The following is a 17,194-nucleotide window of genomic DNA, read 5'->3' as shown; positions in this document are numbered from 1 at the left end:
AAAAAGGATAAAATAATCCTCCTGGTCTTAGCTTCCCGCTAAGACCAAAATTTAACTAACAAAGCAGCGCTATTTCTACGATTTCTTGATGCTTATTAAAGATATTGGAAAGGTTAGCCCCCACAATCTCTGCAAGGGCTTAAATTTATTTCACTCCCTCATCACTCAAAACTCCCTTTCCCAACAACATAACTGTAAATCACTACATACTCAATCCCATTCTTTTCAAAATACCCGATAGGAACATCCCCGTTTTCAAAGTAAGCAGATTGACTTTCAATTGGAACACCGCAAAGGATGGTATCAGGTTCTACTTGATGATAAACAACATCATTTCTGCGGTTTGCAATAGTCATTAACTCTGTTAAACTTTTGCCTGATCCTTTTTGGTTATACTTGGGGTGGTGCGGGTGTTGATTGGCGGTTACCCAGGCGCCGGGTACCATTGGTTTATAAAATTTGCCGAGTGGGATATCGAACCGGCGGGGCAAAAAACAAGAGGCTATTGTACCATTGGGGTTGAGGGTTCCGGTTTCGATAAAGAAATGGCTAATCTGGATCCAATGCCGGGTGAGCTGATAAACATATTCCCGAACGGCATTTTGCCCATCTTCTAAAAATTCTGCCCAACCGCTGTAGCGTGGCAAAGTCATGGTGATTTCTGAAACCTGCCCATCAATGTGATGTAAGGTGGCTTTTACCGCGCAAATGGCAGGCAATACATTAATGTTGGCCGGTACAGCTGCAACCTGAACAGGGAGCTGTGTGTGTTGATTTTTACTTTTGGCAGTTTGCATAACCTAAAAATTAAAAAGTATCCTGGTCGCTGCAAACTGCCAAATAACTCTTTTCAGAGATATAGGAAATGTGGGGCTACCACTCGACCAGGAATATTGTTAAAAATTAATTGCTGTTTTGGATCTCCGATGTTTGATGAAAAAATATATTATTTAACAGTTTGCATCAGCAATATCGAAATAAAATTTCAAATCGCCAATAATAATTGAAAAATTACCCGAAGAATTTTGGCTGATCGTTTTTCAGTCTAAATAGGGCATGGATTACCCACATTGCAACAAATTTCTATCAAAATGTAGCTTAATTACCACGGTTAAGCATTAATGATGTGATAATTTGGGCTAAAATCCAGTAATAAAACTGCCATATTAAACCAAAAACTGACAAAATTTTATATCTCATTGAATTATGAAACAATAGCTATAACTATGTGTTGCAAATGCATAAGGTATGAACGGGGAACATGCCTGTTTATCATGCAGAAACATGTAAAATGAAAGATAAATACGTTAATAACCAGGCTGACCTCGAATATTATTTTGAACAATACCCAAACCTGCTGTGCATTGTGGGTGGAGACGGATTGCTGAAGAAAATCAATCCTGCCGTTCAAAATTTATTGGGTTACTCGGATGAAGAGCTGTTTAATTCACCTATAGATGATTTTATCCATCCCGATGATCGGGAGGTGGCTTCTCATGTGAGAACTGCACAGGTAAATAGCCAACATTTCGCCGAGTATGATAACCGCTTGCTGACCAAAGACGGTAAAACGGTATGGCTTTCCTGGTCATCTGTTTTTATAGAGCGCGACCAGGTTTTTTTCTCGATTGCAAAAGATATCACCAGCAAGAAAAAAGAAGAAGAACAAAGTCACATTGTTTCCATCCTCAACCGTTTGGGAGAAGAGCAAAAGGCCAGGTTTTCGCAGGAAATTGCCTTTATCAATCCTGAAATCCACCCTGAAGTGCCTGATTTCAGGTGGTTGGGACTGAACGATACCTTAGCGGTTGCCGACCATAAGTGGATGGAAAAATTTGAAATGCTTGTGCGTAAACATGCAGGTACGGCAAACCTGAATTTAAAGTTTTTGAGTGCGGAAATGGCCATGAGCGAACGCCAGGTTTACCGTTATATTGATAGGATTGTTTCGATGACGCCAAAAAAACTCATAACCATGGTACAAATGCACATGGTGTGGGAGATGATCTCGAAAGGAAAAGAACACAGCCCGGCTGCTTTAGGTAGAATGGCAGGTTTTTCCTCCACCAGCCGGTTTAAAAAAATGTTCTATAACATTTATGGAATTGATGTTACAGCACTGCTGTAAATTAAAATGTTTTAATCTGGGTATATGGATAAGAAAGTATTGGTTATTGATGATGATAAGGAACTTTTATGGCTTTTCGAGACGATTTTGAACCAGGAGCAAATTGAGACCGTTACTTATCAATCCGGAATTCCGTTGGCAGAAATTATTGCTGCAGCACCCGATCTGGTATTACTTGATGTAAACATTATCGGTTATGCAAAAAGTGGGGTTGATATTTGTACAGAAATCAAAGCCAATAAGCACCTATTCGATAAACCGGTTTTATTGGTGTCGGCAGAATCGAATTTACATGCACTGGCCCGGCGCTGTGGTGCAGATGATTTTATTGCAAAACCTTTTAATATCGATTATCTGATGGATAAAGTAAAGAAACTGCTAACTTAGGGCAATTTTAAAATACTATGTCCGAACAAACCAATCCGCCAAATGCCTGGGAAAGGATCAACCTTGGTTCTGAAAGGTTAAAGCTTTTTTTTATTAAACATCTCGACCGTATTTATGCCGCTAAAATACATTTAACCCATAAGTTACCGCTGCTGGCCGAAGAGGCCCGTTTTAAAGATCTTCGCAATGCCATTTTCGATACCGTTGGAAATGTGGAGAAGCAACTTGCCCGCTTACAACTGATTTATACCCTGCTCGATACTGATCCTTCGAAAGGTAGTATTCATGGCCTCTCCGGCTTAATTGATGATGCCTTCGAAGCCATTAACGAACAAAAAGGAGAAGCAGAACTTCAGGACCTTTCGATTATATTCTACCTCCAGAACATCGAAAGTGTAGAAATGGCTTCTTTTCAGATTTTACAAATGGCGGCAATCCGACTCCATAATCCCCATATCAATAAATTGCTGAAAGAAAACTATGAAGAAGCAAAGTCTGACAGGACATTACTATTGTTGATTTCTTCGAAATACATTGTGAGCTAAGCCAAAGCGCATACTTTCTGAACATCAACACTAAGTACCTGATGCAAGCTAATCTCTTGCTAAACGTTTTGATAACCCCATTTGGTAATTTTGAATGATAGCCCATTTCCAACCGGAGGTTCCTGGCCTAAAACATGAAACACCATTTTCATTTAGTTTAAAGTACCATCTTCTTTTATTAAAAGGAAAGAATCAAAAGTTTTATACATAACCGAAACCTAAGCCTATTTAATAGCTATATTATATAGCGCAGCTGACTCGATATGCTGCCTGTCGTAGCCAAAGCCAACATACAATTTGTCGCCTATTGTTCCGAAGTAACCATAATTATTGCTTACCCAACCTGAGTAATAGCTATAGCTGCTTACGCTGCTCCAGCTATTGGCATCAGGATCGTAAACAGCAAAAACAGAAGAATAAATAGAACTAAAAATGGTATTCCCTCCGCCATACACATATATTTTTCCTCTGTAACTGGCCAGATTCGGGGCAGCAACAGCAAACTCATTGTCGTTAGCAATTACCCAGCTTTTGCCTGGGTCAGTAATCCAGTTCCGGGGTATTAATGTTTTGGTATCCATATCCATTTCAAAGAACTGATTTTTAGTCACCCTACCCGAATATGAAGAGCTCACCCGTTTAGATACCAGCAAATAAGCTTTGCCATTATTAACAACCGTTTTGTAAACCGTAATTGAGTTTTTATCGTTTGGTAAATCCATAAACTTCTTCCAACTGTTAGCTGACGGATCATAAACATGCATTTCATAATAATCAGTGCCAAAAGATTTATAGCTTAAAAGACAATATAATTTGCCGCCATGGCTAAAACAACCCAAAAATTGTTCGTCAATTTTTGTTCGGTTTGATGGTCCGTTACTGGATAGAATGGTTTTTTTCCATACATTACTAGCTGGATTAAATGTCCACAGCCATTCTTCGTACAAAAAGGGATAGGTACTGCCATAATCTTTTACATTAGGACAAAAATAAATGAGTCCATTAATGCTTTGGCCGCCATTGTATTCAGAATACCGGGTTTCTGGCGGGTTAGGAAGTTTGGTCCAGGTATTGGTAGCTGGCGACCATTTATGAAATTGTGGTTGTTCGGTACCAGATCCTACCCATCTATTAATATAAGTGTAAAGTTCGTTATTGTGAACAATATAATCGCCGCCCTGGTTGTTGCCTGTAGGGTGCCATACCTTGTTTAATAAACCACCATTTACCACCACTAAATCGGTACTGTATACCAGCTTGTTGTAATTGTATAGTTCAAATTTGGCATTGCCTATCGGGATATTTTCAGGTACATCAAACACAAGTTTTTTAATTTCAATAACGCCCCAGCTGTCTACAAATTTGCCTAACGGTGCATTTATGCCGTTAATCTTTGCCCTATAGCCCTCATAATTATAACCCGGCATATAAATAGATACTGTTAATGAATTGTCTAAACCTGTATAGGGAGTTTGGTCATAGGTAACCAGTCCATCTTTCGGGTGGTTATTATCAACGGCAAGTCCGTTAACAATATATTTATTCTGTACTTGCCAAAGGGAGAATTCATGGCGATAAATTTTTGAATATACCTTAGTACCACTGCTGCTAAAAAAATATACCCGATACCAAACTTTATTCTCGGTAGGATAAGCCTTTAACTCAATTTTTGCCAGATAGGACAATTTATTAACAAAACTATGTACGTCTGTACCGGCATTTTTTACCAGCGAAATAGAATCAGCAGCATAGGTAACACCAGTGGCAGAGGTGGTGAAATCTAAGGTATAAGACACTGTAAAGGTAATCTGATTGATGCTTACAGCGGTTATGTTGTTCGCTTTTGGAAGATCATCAACAACTGTTGGAGTAGGAGTAGGGGTAGTTACTTCGGCTTTCTTGCAGGCCACTCCGTATACTAATAAAAAGAATAAAGCAAATGTAAAGGGCAAAATGCTTAGGCGGGTGTTGTCCAATTGAAGAAATGAAGGCATTAATGAGATTTGTAATTTGAGTGCTAAGGTAATCAAAACCGCGTTAACATTTAAGAAATATTTATTGATTTTGATAGGGTTTAACCTTATATTTAACTGGTGATGAGTCTTTTAAAGTTTTTATAGTTAAATAGTTGTTTTTTCTCGAGTTCTACGGAGGATTTATTTCAACTGATTGGCGAAGAAGAATAATTTTTGCCAAATAGAAATGAGCATCAATGATTTACCAGATAAAGGTGAAAGATACCATAGGTCAAGATTGATTTGTGTTTACCACACTACATTTGATTTATAATAAGAACAGAAAACATTTTCTTAATATATAATCAACCATAAACAAAAAACTAAAAACCATGAGTACACTAAAATTAAAAGACGGAACAGAGATTTTTTACAAAGATCAGGGTCTGGGACCAACCTTAATGTTCCACCACGGATGGCCTTTATCATCAGATGATTGGGACGCACAGGTTATTTTCTTTTTACAGAAAGGCTACCGTGTAATTACGCACGATAGGAGAGGGCACGGCCGTTCCAGCCAGGATATTTATGGCCATACGATTGAACAATATGCGGCCGATGCGGCCGAGCTGGTAGAATTTCTTGATTTGAAAGATGTGGTTCACATCGGCCATTCTACGGGTGGTGGCGAAGTGATTCGTTATGTTCATAAATACGCCAATGGCAGGGCAAAAAAAGCAGTATTGATTAGTGCTGTTCCACCGATTATGGTTCAAAGTGAAAGCAATCCGGATGGGGTGCCTATGTCTGTTTTTGATGATATCAGAGACCAGACATTAAACAACAGACAACAGTTTTATGTTGATTTGACCATTCCGTTCTATGGCTATAACCGGGAGGGTGCAGTTGTAAAAGAAGGTGTGCAAAGAAACTGGTGGAGACAGGGCATGATGGGCGGAATTGTTGCGCATTACGAGGGCATCAAAGCTTTTTCTGAAACAGATTTTAATGAAGATTTAAAAGCCGTTGATATCCCGGTTTTGGTGCTTCATGGTGAAGATGATCAGATTGTTCCTTACCAAAATGCGGGTGTAAAATCGGCCAAACTGTTGAAAAACGGAAAACTGATTACTTATCCTGGTTTCCCCCATGGTATGCCAACTACGGAAGCTGAAACAATTAATAAAGATATTTTAGCGTTTATTCAGTCTTAGTGAGTAAAGTTTTGGAGTGCGATTAATGGTTTCCACTCCAAATCATGCAATTTAAATATTCAAAATACGCCTGCAGATCCGTAGATTGAGGCTGTAACAAAATAACAGATTCAGAGTTGGCAAAAGAATCGACTTTGGCGGTGTCGTCATGCTCAGCTTGACTGGGCATCTTAATGATTTGGTAGGGACTTACTTATTTGTCGTTTTATCGTGTTAAGATTAGCTTCGCTGGGCACTTCGTGGTTCCCGTTTTCACCTATCGTGTGGACACATCTTTTTTGAGAATGGTATGGGCATTTTGCTAACCAACTTTAATAAAGCACGGGTTTTAGCTAAGGACGCTGTCAATCCCAGGAGCCAGGAAATCAAAAAAACAGTAGTAGTCCAGATAAACTTGCACTAGCAAACCTGAAACGCAGTGGTTTTGTGTTCATGACGATGATTTAATTTTTTAAAAAAGATTGAACACAAAACGAAGTGCCGCTGTTTTTTTGATGCGCATGGAATTGTGCAAAAGGCTCATTGCTGGATTGACGAAGCGCTTTGGGTACTTTGGCGCTCCAAAGTACCATGCCCCGCGGCATAGAGCGGAAAAAACAATCTTTTTGTTGAAAAAAATTTTCCTAATCATTGGCATTAATAGCAAGGAAGATGCTGAAATAAATTCAGCATGACGATTGCCTTAGAAATACGTGCTAAAGAACAAATAATGGCTAACAAAAATGTGTCCACACGAAAGGTTTCCACGGGAATGACGACCTTTTAAAATATTATTCTGCCGAGAATCTCCAAAATTATTTCTAATACAGCCTCTTTTATTTTTTTAACAATTTAACTGTTCATCAACTCAGCTTACAGGGATTGGCAGTTATTTTTTTTAAATTTTCAAAAACCAAATGCTTGAGATTTCGTTTCTTGGGCATGGAAACTTTTAAGAGGCTACTTTCAATTATTTTACATGTATTTTTCATTTGTTTATTCATCAGCGCCATTCTCGGCATGACCTTAGCTAAGCTGTCTTAATTTTTCACCTGATTTTTACATACCATACGTTTTTTGTTTTTTATGGAAAGTTTAGATTCCTTTGAAAAGTTGATGGCCATCTTTTTCGCCACCATTTTGCTGCTTGGTTTCGTTATTGGTACAGCCATTTATTTACTGGTATAAACCCTTGGCTTTTCAGAAATTAATTTACTTGTATTATTTAAGGCTGTCGAATTCGATGAACTCATATTCCGGCGAACTCTCCAGTAATTGTCGGAGAATTGCACCATGACCGTTGCCGAATATCACCAGAATCCTGTCTTTCGGACTTTCGGTGATCTCCTGAAGATTTCTAAAAATCCGCAGGTTCCGGCTGTACCAGTTTATGGCAAGGGCATCTGCACCTCTTTTATCATCTAACTTAAAATCGCCAACCAGGTAAGCACCATGCCCAAGCTGGTGATAGCGTTTAGAGTTTGTCTGTTTGAAGTATACTAGCAAGGAAGTTTTAGCGCGTAAACTGTCTTCAGCTTTATACCAACGCTCATACATTTTGGAGTAAGGGTCTTCACTTTTATAATCGTAATCTTTAAACAAAGCTTTAAAATACTCCGGATCAATTTTGCTCAATTCCGAAACCATTGAATGATCGTCAATCGAATAAATGGTATCGAGCTTCAGTTCAGTTGCAATCCGCATACCAAGCTGATAGCGTTCATCCCGTTCCGTCCGATAGGCTCCTTTTTTGTAGGCGTTTAATTTCTGTGTCGCTTTCCATTCAGGTAAAGCCTCAATTGCAGTTTTTGTAGGTCTGAATTTTTTGATATAGTTTACCAGATCAGTAAGTTCTTTTTGCCTGGTTGGTGAAAGAACATCTACTTTATCATCGTTTGATGTTACATGCGCATCTAATCCGGGATAGTGAAAATGAAAAGACCCCACAAATAACACTTTTGTCCTTTCTTGCGGGAAATATGATTTTGTAGAAGATAAACTTTTGTTCTGCTGTGCAAAAACGGTTGGAATACAAATCAGCGATAGAATGGCCAACGCTGCCAAGCGGCCAAAAATTGTTTTTTTCATTTTATTGTAATGGATTTGTATATAAGACAGGTATAAGTTGTGGATGTTGCATGGCCAACATCCTGTTAGCAAAATAGGGACTGTATGGCTTCATGGTTTGATAATACCTGCCAGATAATTTACAGCAGCTGTATTTTTTATGCAAAACTTCAACATGTCTTCAGTATCTTATACCATATTTGTTGATCATGAAAATTCTGATTATTGAAGATGAACCGGGTTTGCAACAAAGTATTGCGCAATACCTGATGTCGGAAGGCAACCAGTGCAGTCTGGCTTCAACTTATGCGCAGGCACTTGAACGGTTAGAACTGTATGATTATGATTGCATCCTGCTTGATCTTGGTTTGCCTGACGGGGAAGGACTTCAATTATTAAACTATTTAAAAAGACTAAACAGGACAGAGGGCGTAATTATTCTCTCGGCAAGAAATTCGATTGATCAAAAAATAGAAGGTTTGCGTTTAGGCGCAGATGATTACCTCACCAAGCCTTTCCATCTTTCTGAACTTAATGCCCGGATACTTGCAATCGTACGGCGGAAAAGTGCGCATGGGGAACGCCACATTGAATTTAAGGAAATCCGCATTGATTTGGATGCCAAAGAGGTTCTGGTAAAAGGTAAATTGGTTTACCTGACCAAAAAAGAGTTTGACCTCCTGCTTTATTTTGTTGCCAATAAAGGGAAAGTAATTTCTAAATCGGCAGCTGTAGAGCATATTTGGGGCGATGATTCGGATATGGCCGATAGTTTTGATTTCATTTATACCCATATTAAAAACATCAGAAAAAAACTGACTGATGCCGGAAGTGGCGATTATTTCCAATCTGTATATGGTGTGGGATATAAATTTATGGAGATATGAAGCTTTTTACCAAGTATAATATCATATTGATGGCGATCAGCCTTTTCGGGCTGTTGCTGATCGGTTCTCTTTTTTATCGGTTGCTGGGCTATTATCTCGATCAGCAGATTGATCATGATCTGGTAGAAGAGATTATGGAAGTAAAAGAATATGCTTCAGAAGGAAATTTTTACCAGCCCCATGAGTTTGAGGATCTGGTTGTTCAATACAAAAAAATAAAAAAAGCCAATCCTTCCAGCAGCTATGCCGATACCATTTTCTATAACCCGGTAAAGCATCATAAGGAGACCGCAAGATACCTGAAAACAGAACTAGAACTTTTGGGGCAACCCTATCAGATTTTGGTAATTGCCTCAAAAACTGAGCGCCAGGAACAGATCCAGAACATCTGCCTGATTATTCTCATCCCGGTGATGCTGCTTTTTGCCTTAGTGCTGCTGGTGAACCGGATTTTGCTCAAGAAAATCTGGACACCCTTTGAACAGCTGCTGAAAAATATTACGGCATTTAATATTAATCATGAAGTGCCCTACCAACCCGTAGAAATGCCCGTTGCTGAATTCCGTCAGCTGAACAAGGTTTTGGTGGAGCTTTCGGGTAAAGTTAAATCCGACTATAATGAGATTAAGCTGTTTACGGAGAATGCCTCACATGAGATGATGACACCCCTTGCGGTGATTAACTCAAAACTTGATAATATGCTCCAGTCGAATGTTTTGGGGAAAGAACACGGAGAAACGCTTGGTGAGTTGTACAAAGCTACCTCTCGCTTAACAAAGCTTAATCAATCATTACTGCTTTTGGTGAAAATTGACAATAATTTGCTCCAGGATAGAGAAAAAATAAACCTGAAGTCGCTTATCGAAGAAAAATGCGTTTATTTTCAGGAGCTTATCCATGCCCGGAATATACATGTTGAATTTGCGCTAACGGATGTAAGCATTTATGCAAATCAGCAACTTCTGGAGATATTAATCAATAACCTATTTAGTAACGTTATCCGGCATAATTATGATGGCGGACAGATTGAAATCCGTTTGGATCATGAGAAAATGATATTTGCCAATACCAGCCATCATCCGGCGCTCGATCCTGAAAAAATATTCGATCGTTTTTATAAAGATCATGCTTCTGAAGGTACAGGACTGGGGCTTGCGATACTGAAGCAGATCTGTAACCGCCAGCATTACCTGTTACATTATACCTATCATCAAGACTTGCATACTTTTACTATTACATTTAAACATTAAGTGAATATGGCTATTATCGAACCTGTTAATCAGGAAATCGGAGCGATCAACACCGGGAAGAAATATCCTGCTACCCTGCGGTTCTGGCATTGGGTAAATTTTATGGTGCTTTTCGGATCCCTCTTCACGGTACTCATTAACGCTACGCTCTTTGATCATGCGCAACGTACCGTCGTTAAGGCAGCGCTGGTAAATGCGGGCGCCTCTGTAAGTGATAAGCAGGCCGGAGTGGTAATACACGGGCTTGAGGACCAGGTTTGGGGCATCCACATCTATTTTGGCTATGTCCTTGCTGCGCTTTTTTTATTCAGGTTGATTGCTGAATTTTTTCTGCCTGCCACCCGGAGAATTTCTCCAAAAATTAAAAAAGCTTACCTGGCTTATTTTATCTTAAAAAAAGAACGGGAGGCAGCAAAGCACGAATTGGTAGTAAAAGGGCTTTATCTTATTTTTTATCTTTTGTTGTTGGTTATGGTAGTTACAGGCTTATTGCTGGCCTTCGAAGATTATACCGGCCTTTCAAGAAATATTAACCACAGTATAAAGGAATTCCATGGTTTTTGCATGTACCTGATCCTTGGCTTTATTGTTCTTCATTTGGCTGGCATTTTTCTGGCCGAACGAAAGGATGGAAAAGGAATCGTTTCGGATATGATTAACGGCGGCTAAGCAACACCGCAAAATGACAGGCATTATTTTTTGAAAAAATGAGAAAGTCACATAAAGAAGAACATCTAAAAAGTTCCGCATTTATTTCCGATATCGTGATCGGGATGAGTGACGGGCTTACTGTACCCTTTGCACTGGCCGCAGGTTTAAGTGCTGCAGTAAGTAGCAATTCGATCATTATTACTGCAGGTATTGCCGAAATTATTGCAGGTTGCATCGCCATGGGGTTGGGCGGCTATCTGTCTGGAAAAACGGAGCAGGAGCATTATGAGAGCGAATTGAGAAGGGAATACCTGGAAGTTGAAAATGTTCCGGAGATCGAAAAAAAGGAGGTCAAGGAAATCTTTGCTGCTTATGGATTAGACGACTATGAACAGGATCTACTGGTGGATCAATTGAGCAAAAGCAAAGACCAATGGGTAGATTTTATGATGAAATTCGAGCTCGGGCTTGAAAAACCAGATGCCAACAGGGCCAGAAATAGTGCCGTTACCATAGGCTTATCTTACTGTATTGGTGGTATGCTGCCGCTTTCAGCTTATTTTTTCACCACTAAACCACAGGATGGGCTTCTGCTGTCTGCTTTACTCACTACCGTATGTTTGTTTGTATTTGGCTATTTTAAAAGCAGGTTAACCGGTCAGCCACCAGTTAAGGGCGCCTTTAAAGTTACCGCCATCGGACTTATTGCAGCCGGGGCAGCCTTTTTGATTGCGAGATGGATTGGCTAAAGAGGCATTCAGCATGTTTTGGGTTTGTTTTAACAGAGATTTAACAGTTTTCTCTCCAAACTTCAGAAAGTCTTCAGACTTGATGAATAGTTTTGTTAAAGATTTACCTGCTGATATTGTTCGTAACGGAAATTTAATAGCATAATAAAATCAGAAATTTTTACAGGTAGAATTTTACACAATTTTTTGAGCTATATTTATTACTTGTAGGAGGTTATTATGACCAGATGTTTGGATGATCTTCCCGTATTGCTGACTTTAATTAAGAAAAAATAATGAAATTACTTTTGGTTGCCCTATTGGGTTTTTTTACCATTCCTGCCGTATGGATGGAAAACTTTACAGAAGCGCAAAAACAAGCAAAAGATAAACATAAACAGATTCTGATTAATTTTTCAGGGTCAGACTGGTGCGGTCCCTGTATCCGCCTGCGCAAAGAAATCCTCCAATCTGAAAGCTTTGAGCAGTATGCCGCCAAAAACCTGGTTTTGGTAAGGGCAGATTTTCCACGGCAGAAGAAAAACCAGCTAACAAAAGAGCAGGTGAAACTTAACGAAGCATTAGCAGAAATCTACAATAAAGATGGTAAGTTTCCGTACACGCTTCTTGTTGACGAAGATGGAAAGGTACTCAAAACCTGGGATGGATTTCCTAACGAAAGTGCTGAGGCTTTTGTATCTGAATTGGGTCAGTTAAAAAAATAATTTAATCGAGATGGCTAAATCTGTTTCTGTAAACCGGATACTTAAACTCATGGGAAACCGCTTTGAGTTTACGGTAATTGCCGGACATGAGCAGGAGGGAAATGCAGCAATAGATGCAGCCATAAAAGAAGTGCAGCGGATAGAATATCTGCTTACAACATTTAGCGACCTCAGTCAGACAAGTCTGATCAATGCAAACGCGGGTTTGCGTCCGGTAAAGGTTGATGAAGAAGTGATCAGCCTGATTGAGCGATCGATCAAAATATCTGAAATTACCGATGGCGCCTTCGACATAACCTATGGTTCTATAGATAAAAGATTGTGGAATTTTGATCAGGGCATGACCAGCCTCCCCGATGAAGAAACTGCGCTCAAATCTGTCGGATTGATTGATTATCGAAATGTGATCATCGATAAAAAGCAGTCGACGGTGCTGTTGAAAAATAAAGGCATGAGGATCGGTTTTGGTGGGATTGGAAAAGGCTACGCAGCCGATAGGGCTAAATTAGTATTGCAACAGATGGGTATTAAAAGCGGGATTGTAAATGCTGCCGGCGATTTGATTACATGGGGTACGCAAATAGGAGGGAATGCATGGACGGTTGGCATTGCTGATCCGGAACAAACCGACAGGCCCTTTTCTGCACTAAAAATTAGTGATATGGCCATTGCCACTTCGGGTAGTTATGAAAAATATGTCACCATAAACGGGAAACGCTATTCGCATACCATCGATCCAAAAACCGGACTTCCGGTAAGCGGCGTAAAAAGTGTGAGCATCATTTGTCCAAGTGCTGAATTGGCCGACGCCCTGGCTACACCTGTTGTGGTGATGGGCGCAAAGGTGGGGCTGGAACTCATTAACCAGATTAAACAGGTAGCGTGTATCGTCATAGATGATGATGATCGGGTTTTTACCACAAAAAATATTAATGTGATATAATATGAAACCTTCATGATTTTACCAAAACCCAGTGGAATGAATATTTAAAATCATGATCGCTTCATCACCTTTAAACCGAGCTTGCGAGCTCATTGATACCATAAAAAACATAAACTATCGTCAATAAAATAAATCATAGATAGATGAAAATTTCCAGAATTTTCCTTGCAACGGTTAGCGCTGTTTCACTAATCAGCATGCTTAGTGCCTGTAGTAGCGTAAAACCTTATCAGAAAAATAAGATAAACGATGCCGATATGACCCTTTCGGCCCGAAAGGTGCAGAAATTTGAACAAAGTTTTCAGCTTTACCGCGAAGGTGCTTCGGGTGCCAACGGTGGTAAAAGTGGTGGTGGTTGTGGCTGTAATTAATTGATCGGAAATGAGAAAAATATATCTCCACGTGCTTTTTATGTATTTCGGTATATTAAGCACTTATGCGCAAAGCAGACCGGAACCCGCAAAAGCAGATAGCAGCAAGTACCAGTCGAGAAAGCTCAAGGTAGATGAAATCAATCTGGTTTCAGCTTATTATCATCAGAATGGCAATAATTCTGCGGTAACCGGTGGTATTGGTACCGAGAAACTGAGTGATTTTGCGAATACGATTGATCTTCAAATGTCCAGGTTCAATAAAAGAGGCAAAAAAAATACTTTTCTTTTTGAGCTAGGTATCGACCATTATACATCGGCTTCTTCAGATAAAATTGATCCAAATACTATTTCTTCCGCTTCTTCGGCAGATACCCGTATTTATCCATCATTGAACTGGACACATTCTAATGAAGATACCGGTAATTCATTCGGTTTCACCGGATCTTATTCTACTGAATTTGATTACCAATCGATGGGTGCAGCCTTTAATTTAACCCGTTTATCAAAAGATAAAAATACACAGTTTGATTTTAAGCTGCAGGCCTTTCTCGATCAATGGACAGTGATTTTACCAATTGAGCTGCGAACGGGTAATATAGGTAAGGGACACGAACAGTACGATACGGCACCAAGAAATTCGTTCAGCGCGTCTTTCTCTCTATCTCAGGTCATTAACCAAAAATTTCAGGCCGCTTTGATTTTAGAGCCTTCCTATCAGAAGGGATTGCTGGCGACCAAATACCAGCGTAATTATTTTACTGATGGTTCGCTGCGGGCAGAAACCTTACCTGATAAACGTTATAAGCTGCCCATCGGCTTGAGGATGAACTATTTTCTCGATGATCATTTTGTAATCCGCACTTTTTACCGGTACTATATGGATAACTGGGGCATCAGGGCGCATACAGCTGAACTAGAGATTCCGGTTAAGATTAATTCTTTCTTTTCCATCAGTCCTTTTTACCGTTATAATAACCAGGTGGGCACGAAGTATTTTGCACCTTATGGGCAACATGCTCCGTCTGAACAATATTTTACCAGTGATTATGATCTCTCTACACTAACAAGCAACTTTTATGGTGCAGGTATTCGTTTTGCGCCACCCAAAGGTGTTTTTGGCTGGCAAAGACTTAATATGCTGGAGTTGAGATATGGGCATTATTCGCGATCGACAAGTCTGGTTTCCAATATCCTATCACTAAACCTCAAATTTAAGTAGGATGCTATCCGCCGTAAGAAGCTATCCAGGTATTTAAATTCTTCTGACGGGTTTATTGGGCGGTATCAAAATAACAGATTTAGCGCTGGCAAAAGAATTAAATCTGGCGGTGTCGTCGGTCATCTTAATGATTTGGCAGTAAGGTACTTATTTTCTGTTCCATCGAATTAAGATTAGCTTCGGTGAGCACCTTAAGGTTCCCAATTTTCACTTATCATGTAGACACATCTTTTGGTTTTTTTTATACGCTTTGCTAGCTTGCTTTGATAGATTACAGGTTTTACCGAAGAACGCCGTCAATCCCAAGAGCCGGAGCTATCAAAAAAACAGTTGTAGGAAAGAAAAAATAGCATTACCAAACCTTAAACGCAGTGGTTTTGTGTTCGTAGTATTAATTTAATTGCTAAAGAAAATTGAACACAAAACGAAGTGCCGCTGTTTTTTTGATGTGAGTTTGGTTGTGCGAAAGGCTCCTAGTGGATTGACGAAGCGCTTTGGGTACTTTGGCGCTCCAAAATGCGTAGCATTCTTGAGCACAGCTAAAACAACTACGACAGCGAAAAACTACCATGCCCCGTGGCATAGAGCGGAAAAACAATATTTTTGTGCAAAAATAATTTTTCTTAATCAACGGCATTTAAAAGCATGAAAGATGTTGTCCACGAAGTAGCTACAAGGCGATTGAAAACCATATTTCTATTTGTAAAATAAATCCGATGGCTCAGCATGACGATCGCCTTAGAAATTAGCGCTGAAGAACAAATAAGGGCTTAGAAGGATATATCCACTCGATAGGTTTTCACGTGAATGACGGCCTTCAAAATATTATGCTGCCAAAAATCCAAAAATCATTTCTGATACAGCCTTTTTTTACTGAAGTTAACCTACATTCTTTTTTTAAAATAAAAACATTGTTGGCTATCTCTTAATAAACGGTCGTTAACATCACAAGAGTTTAGTTTTTTCCAGATGTGGATCTTTCAAACTCAGTATCCATCCGCAAATGCTTTACTGATGCATTTAAGCAGATCGTTACGGTTTGATTTTTTAAAGATCACATCGTTACACTTATTGAACAAAATAAATTCCTTTAAATTATCGACGAATTTACCGATCGTTATCTCATCAATTTCAATTGGCTCAAAATGGAGGTTGTGAACGATCAGTGTTTTCTTTTTCCGGTCGGCTTTTGCATCCATTCTGGCAATAAATCTTTCTCCGGCCAGAATCGGTAAAGAGAAATAGCCGAACTTTCGTTTAGGAGCGGGTACAAAACACTCAATCTGATAATCAAAGTCGAAAAAATCTTTTAAACGGAAACGGAAAACATTCAGGATGTCAAAAGGTGACAGAATGAAAACCTCTTCTTCTATATTAACATTAACTTCGGTGTCCGAAAGCATGAATAGCGGTCCTTTTACACCATCTACCATCACCTTTTTAACTTCTTGCCCCTGAAGCATCTTTTCCAGTTCTTTTTTTACCAGATTCCCTTTTACACGGCGGGCACGCCAGGCCATTTCCTTTACCGATGAAATGCCGAGTGCGCCAAGAGTGCGTTTGATCACATAACGGGCATATTCTTCAGCTGACGGCATAGTTTGGTCGGTATCAGGTGGTACCACCTCCAGTGGCAGATGGTAAACTTTTTGGAAAGCGCTATTTCGGCTGATCATCAGTTTGCCTTCCAGGTAAAGTTTTTCTAACGCAACCTTTGCTGGTCGCCAATCCCACCAACCCGAACTGGCTTCTATGCGGTCGTTTTCAAAGTCGCCAACCATCACCGCCCCATCACGCTCCACCTGATCTAAAATCTGCTTCATCAAATCCGATTGTACTTTTGTTAAGGGGCTACCTTGCGTTGCAAAAGCCTTTTTTACCGGCAGCGAAAAGCGGAAATCGTGCATAGGCAGAAATCCTGCATCGGAGGTAAAATATTCAAACACCTCACCATCATCGCAAAGGGCTGTAAGCCATTCAGTTTCATAATCCGGAACCCGTGTAAACAAGGCATGGTGGTGGGCCCGTTCTACCACATAGTTGGTATCTAACTGTACATAGCCCAAATGGTCAATTACCCGGTAAACAGCTTCCATTCCGGTTCCGAACGGTTCTTTTTTGGAGAGTCCTGCCGCATGTAAA

The 17,194-nt window shown here is 39.7% G+C and carries 16 protein-coding genes; 12 read left to right on the top strand and 4 right to left on the bottom strand.

The window, feature by feature from the left end; genetic code table 11:
- Positions 1-161: 161 nt before the first annotated feature.
- Positions 162-797, bottom strand: coding sequence for a hypothetical protein (locus tag QZ738_RS00570; protein ID WP_293782937.1), 636 nt, complete (start codon positions 795-797; stop codon positions 162-164).
- A gap of 494 nt (positions 798-1,291) precedes the next feature.
- Here QZ738_RS00570 and QZ738_RS00565 point away from each other — a divergent pair, with 494 nt between their 5' ends.
- Genes QZ738_RS00565 through QZ738_RS00555 form a run of 3 tightly spaced genes read left to right on the top strand, consistent with a single transcriptional unit; the run spans position 1,292 to position 3,060 of the window.
- Entirely contained in the window at positions 1,292-2,128 is an 837-nt protein-coding gene (locus tag QZ738_RS00565) for a PAS domain S-box protein (RefSeq protein WP_293782934.1), read from the top strand.
- 24 nt (positions 2,129-2,152) lie between these two features.
- Complete coding sequence (locus tag QZ738_RS00560) at positions 2,153-2,515, top strand: response regulator (protein ID WP_293782931.1); 363 nt, start codon at positions 2,153-2,155, stop codon at positions 2,513-2,515.
- Between the two features lie 17 nt (positions 2,516-2,532).
- Positions 2,533-3,060: a DUF892 family protein gene (locus tag QZ738_RS00555; RefSeq protein WP_293782928.1), complete on the top strand. Its 528-nt coding sequence runs from the start codon at positions 2,533-2,535 to the stop codon at positions 3,058-3,060.
- Between the two features lie 224 nt (positions 3,061-3,284).
- Here the strand turns inward: QZ738_RS00555 and QZ738_RS00550 are convergent, their stop codons facing one another.
- The gene (locus QZ738_RS00550; RefSeq protein ID WP_293782925.1) at positions 3,285-5,054 is read right to left on the bottom strand and encodes a hypothetical protein; all 1,770 of its coding nucleotides are present in this window, start codon (positions 5,052-5,054) and stop codon (positions 3,285-3,287) included.
- Between the two features lie 353 nt (positions 5,055-5,407).
- Here QZ738_RS00550 and QZ738_RS00545 point away from each other — a divergent pair, with 353 nt between their 5' ends.
- The gene (locus QZ738_RS00545) at positions 5,408-6,229 is read left to right on the top strand and encodes an alpha/beta hydrolase (protein ID WP_293782922.1); all 822 of its coding nucleotides are present in this window, start codon (positions 5,408-5,410) and stop codon (positions 6,227-6,229) included.
- Between the two features lie 1,200 nt (positions 6,230-7,429).
- Here the strand turns inward: QZ738_RS00545 and QZ738_RS00540 are convergent.
- Complete coding sequence (locus QZ738_RS00540; protein ID WP_293782919.1) at positions 7,430-8,296, bottom strand: DUF5694 domain-containing protein; 867 nt, start codon at positions 8,294-8,296, stop codon at positions 7,430-7,432.
- Positions 8,297-8,484: 188 nt separating this feature from the next.
- Between QZ738_RS00540 and QZ738_RS00535 the strand changes: the two genes are divergently transcribed.
- The 8 genes from QZ738_RS00535 to QZ738_RS00500 all read left to right on the top strand — a co-directional run bounded on the left by QZ738_RS00535 (position 8,485) and on the right by QZ738_RS00500 (position 15,052).
- On the top strand, positions 8,485-9,162 hold the full coding sequence (locus tag QZ738_RS00535) for a response regulator transcription factor (RefSeq protein ID WP_293782916.1): 678 nt from the start codon (positions 8,485-8,487) through the stop codon (positions 9,160-9,162).
- Positions 9,159-10,412, top strand: coding sequence for a cell wall metabolism sensor histidine kinase WalK (locus QZ738_RS00530; RefSeq protein ID WP_293782913.1), 1,254 nt, complete (start codon positions 9,159-9,161; stop codon positions 10,410-10,412). The genes QZ738_RS00535 and QZ738_RS00530 overlap by 4 nt, the downstream gene beginning before the upstream one ends.
- Positions 10,413-10,418: 6 nt before the next feature.
- The gene (locus QZ738_RS00525) at positions 10,419-11,081 is read left to right on the top strand and encodes a cytochrome b/b6 domain-containing protein (protein ID WP_293782910.1); all 663 of its coding nucleotides are present in this window, start codon (positions 10,419-10,421) and stop codon (positions 11,079-11,081) included.
- A 38-nt stretch (positions 11,082-11,119) separates the two neighbouring features.
- Positions 11,120-11,812, top strand: coding sequence for a VIT1/CCC1 transporter family protein (locus QZ738_RS00520; RefSeq protein WP_293782907.1), 693 nt, complete (start codon positions 11,120-11,122; stop codon positions 11,810-11,812).
- Positions 11,813-12,087: 275 nt separating this feature from the next.
- Positions 12,088-12,516 carry a thioredoxin family protein gene (locus QZ738_RS00515; RefSeq protein ID WP_293782904.1) on the top strand — a complete coding sequence of 143 codons (429 nt, stop codon included), beginning with the start codon at positions 12,088-12,090 and terminating at the stop codon, positions 12,514-12,516.
- A 49-nt stretch (positions 12,517-12,565) separates the two neighbouring features.
- Positions 12,566-13,459 carry an FAD:protein FMN transferase gene (locus QZ738_RS00510; protein ID WP_293782901.1) on the top strand — a complete coding sequence of 298 codons (894 nt, stop codon included), beginning with the start codon at positions 12,566-12,568 and terminating at the stop codon, positions 13,457-13,459.
- Positions 13,460-13,602: 143 nt separating this feature from the next.
- Entirely contained in the window at positions 13,603-13,830 is a 228-nt protein-coding gene (locus QZ738_RS00505; protein WP_090988009.1) for a DUF4266 domain-containing protein, read from the top strand.
- 10 nt (positions 13,831-13,840) lie between these two features.
- A complete protein-coding gene (locus QZ738_RS00500; RefSeq protein ID WP_293782898.1) occupies positions 13,841-15,052 on the top strand; it encodes a DUF3570 domain-containing protein in 1,212 nt (403 codons plus the stop codon).
- Between the two features lie 986 nt (positions 15,053-16,038).
- Here the strand turns inward: QZ738_RS00500 and QZ738_RS00495 are convergent.
- Positions 16,039-17,194 (bottom strand): crosslink repair DNA glycosylase YcaQ family protein (locus QZ738_RS00495; protein ID WP_293782895.1); only part of this gene is annotated, 1,156 nt, incomplete at its 5' end.

The organism is uncultured Pedobacter sp., from assembly GCF_913776295.1.
Lineage (GTDB): Bacteria > Bacteroidota > Bacteroidia > Sphingobacteriales > Sphingobacteriaceae > Pedobacter.
Note: the sequence above shows the minus strand (reverse complement) of the source record. Positions and strands in the feature narration are given on the sequence as shown.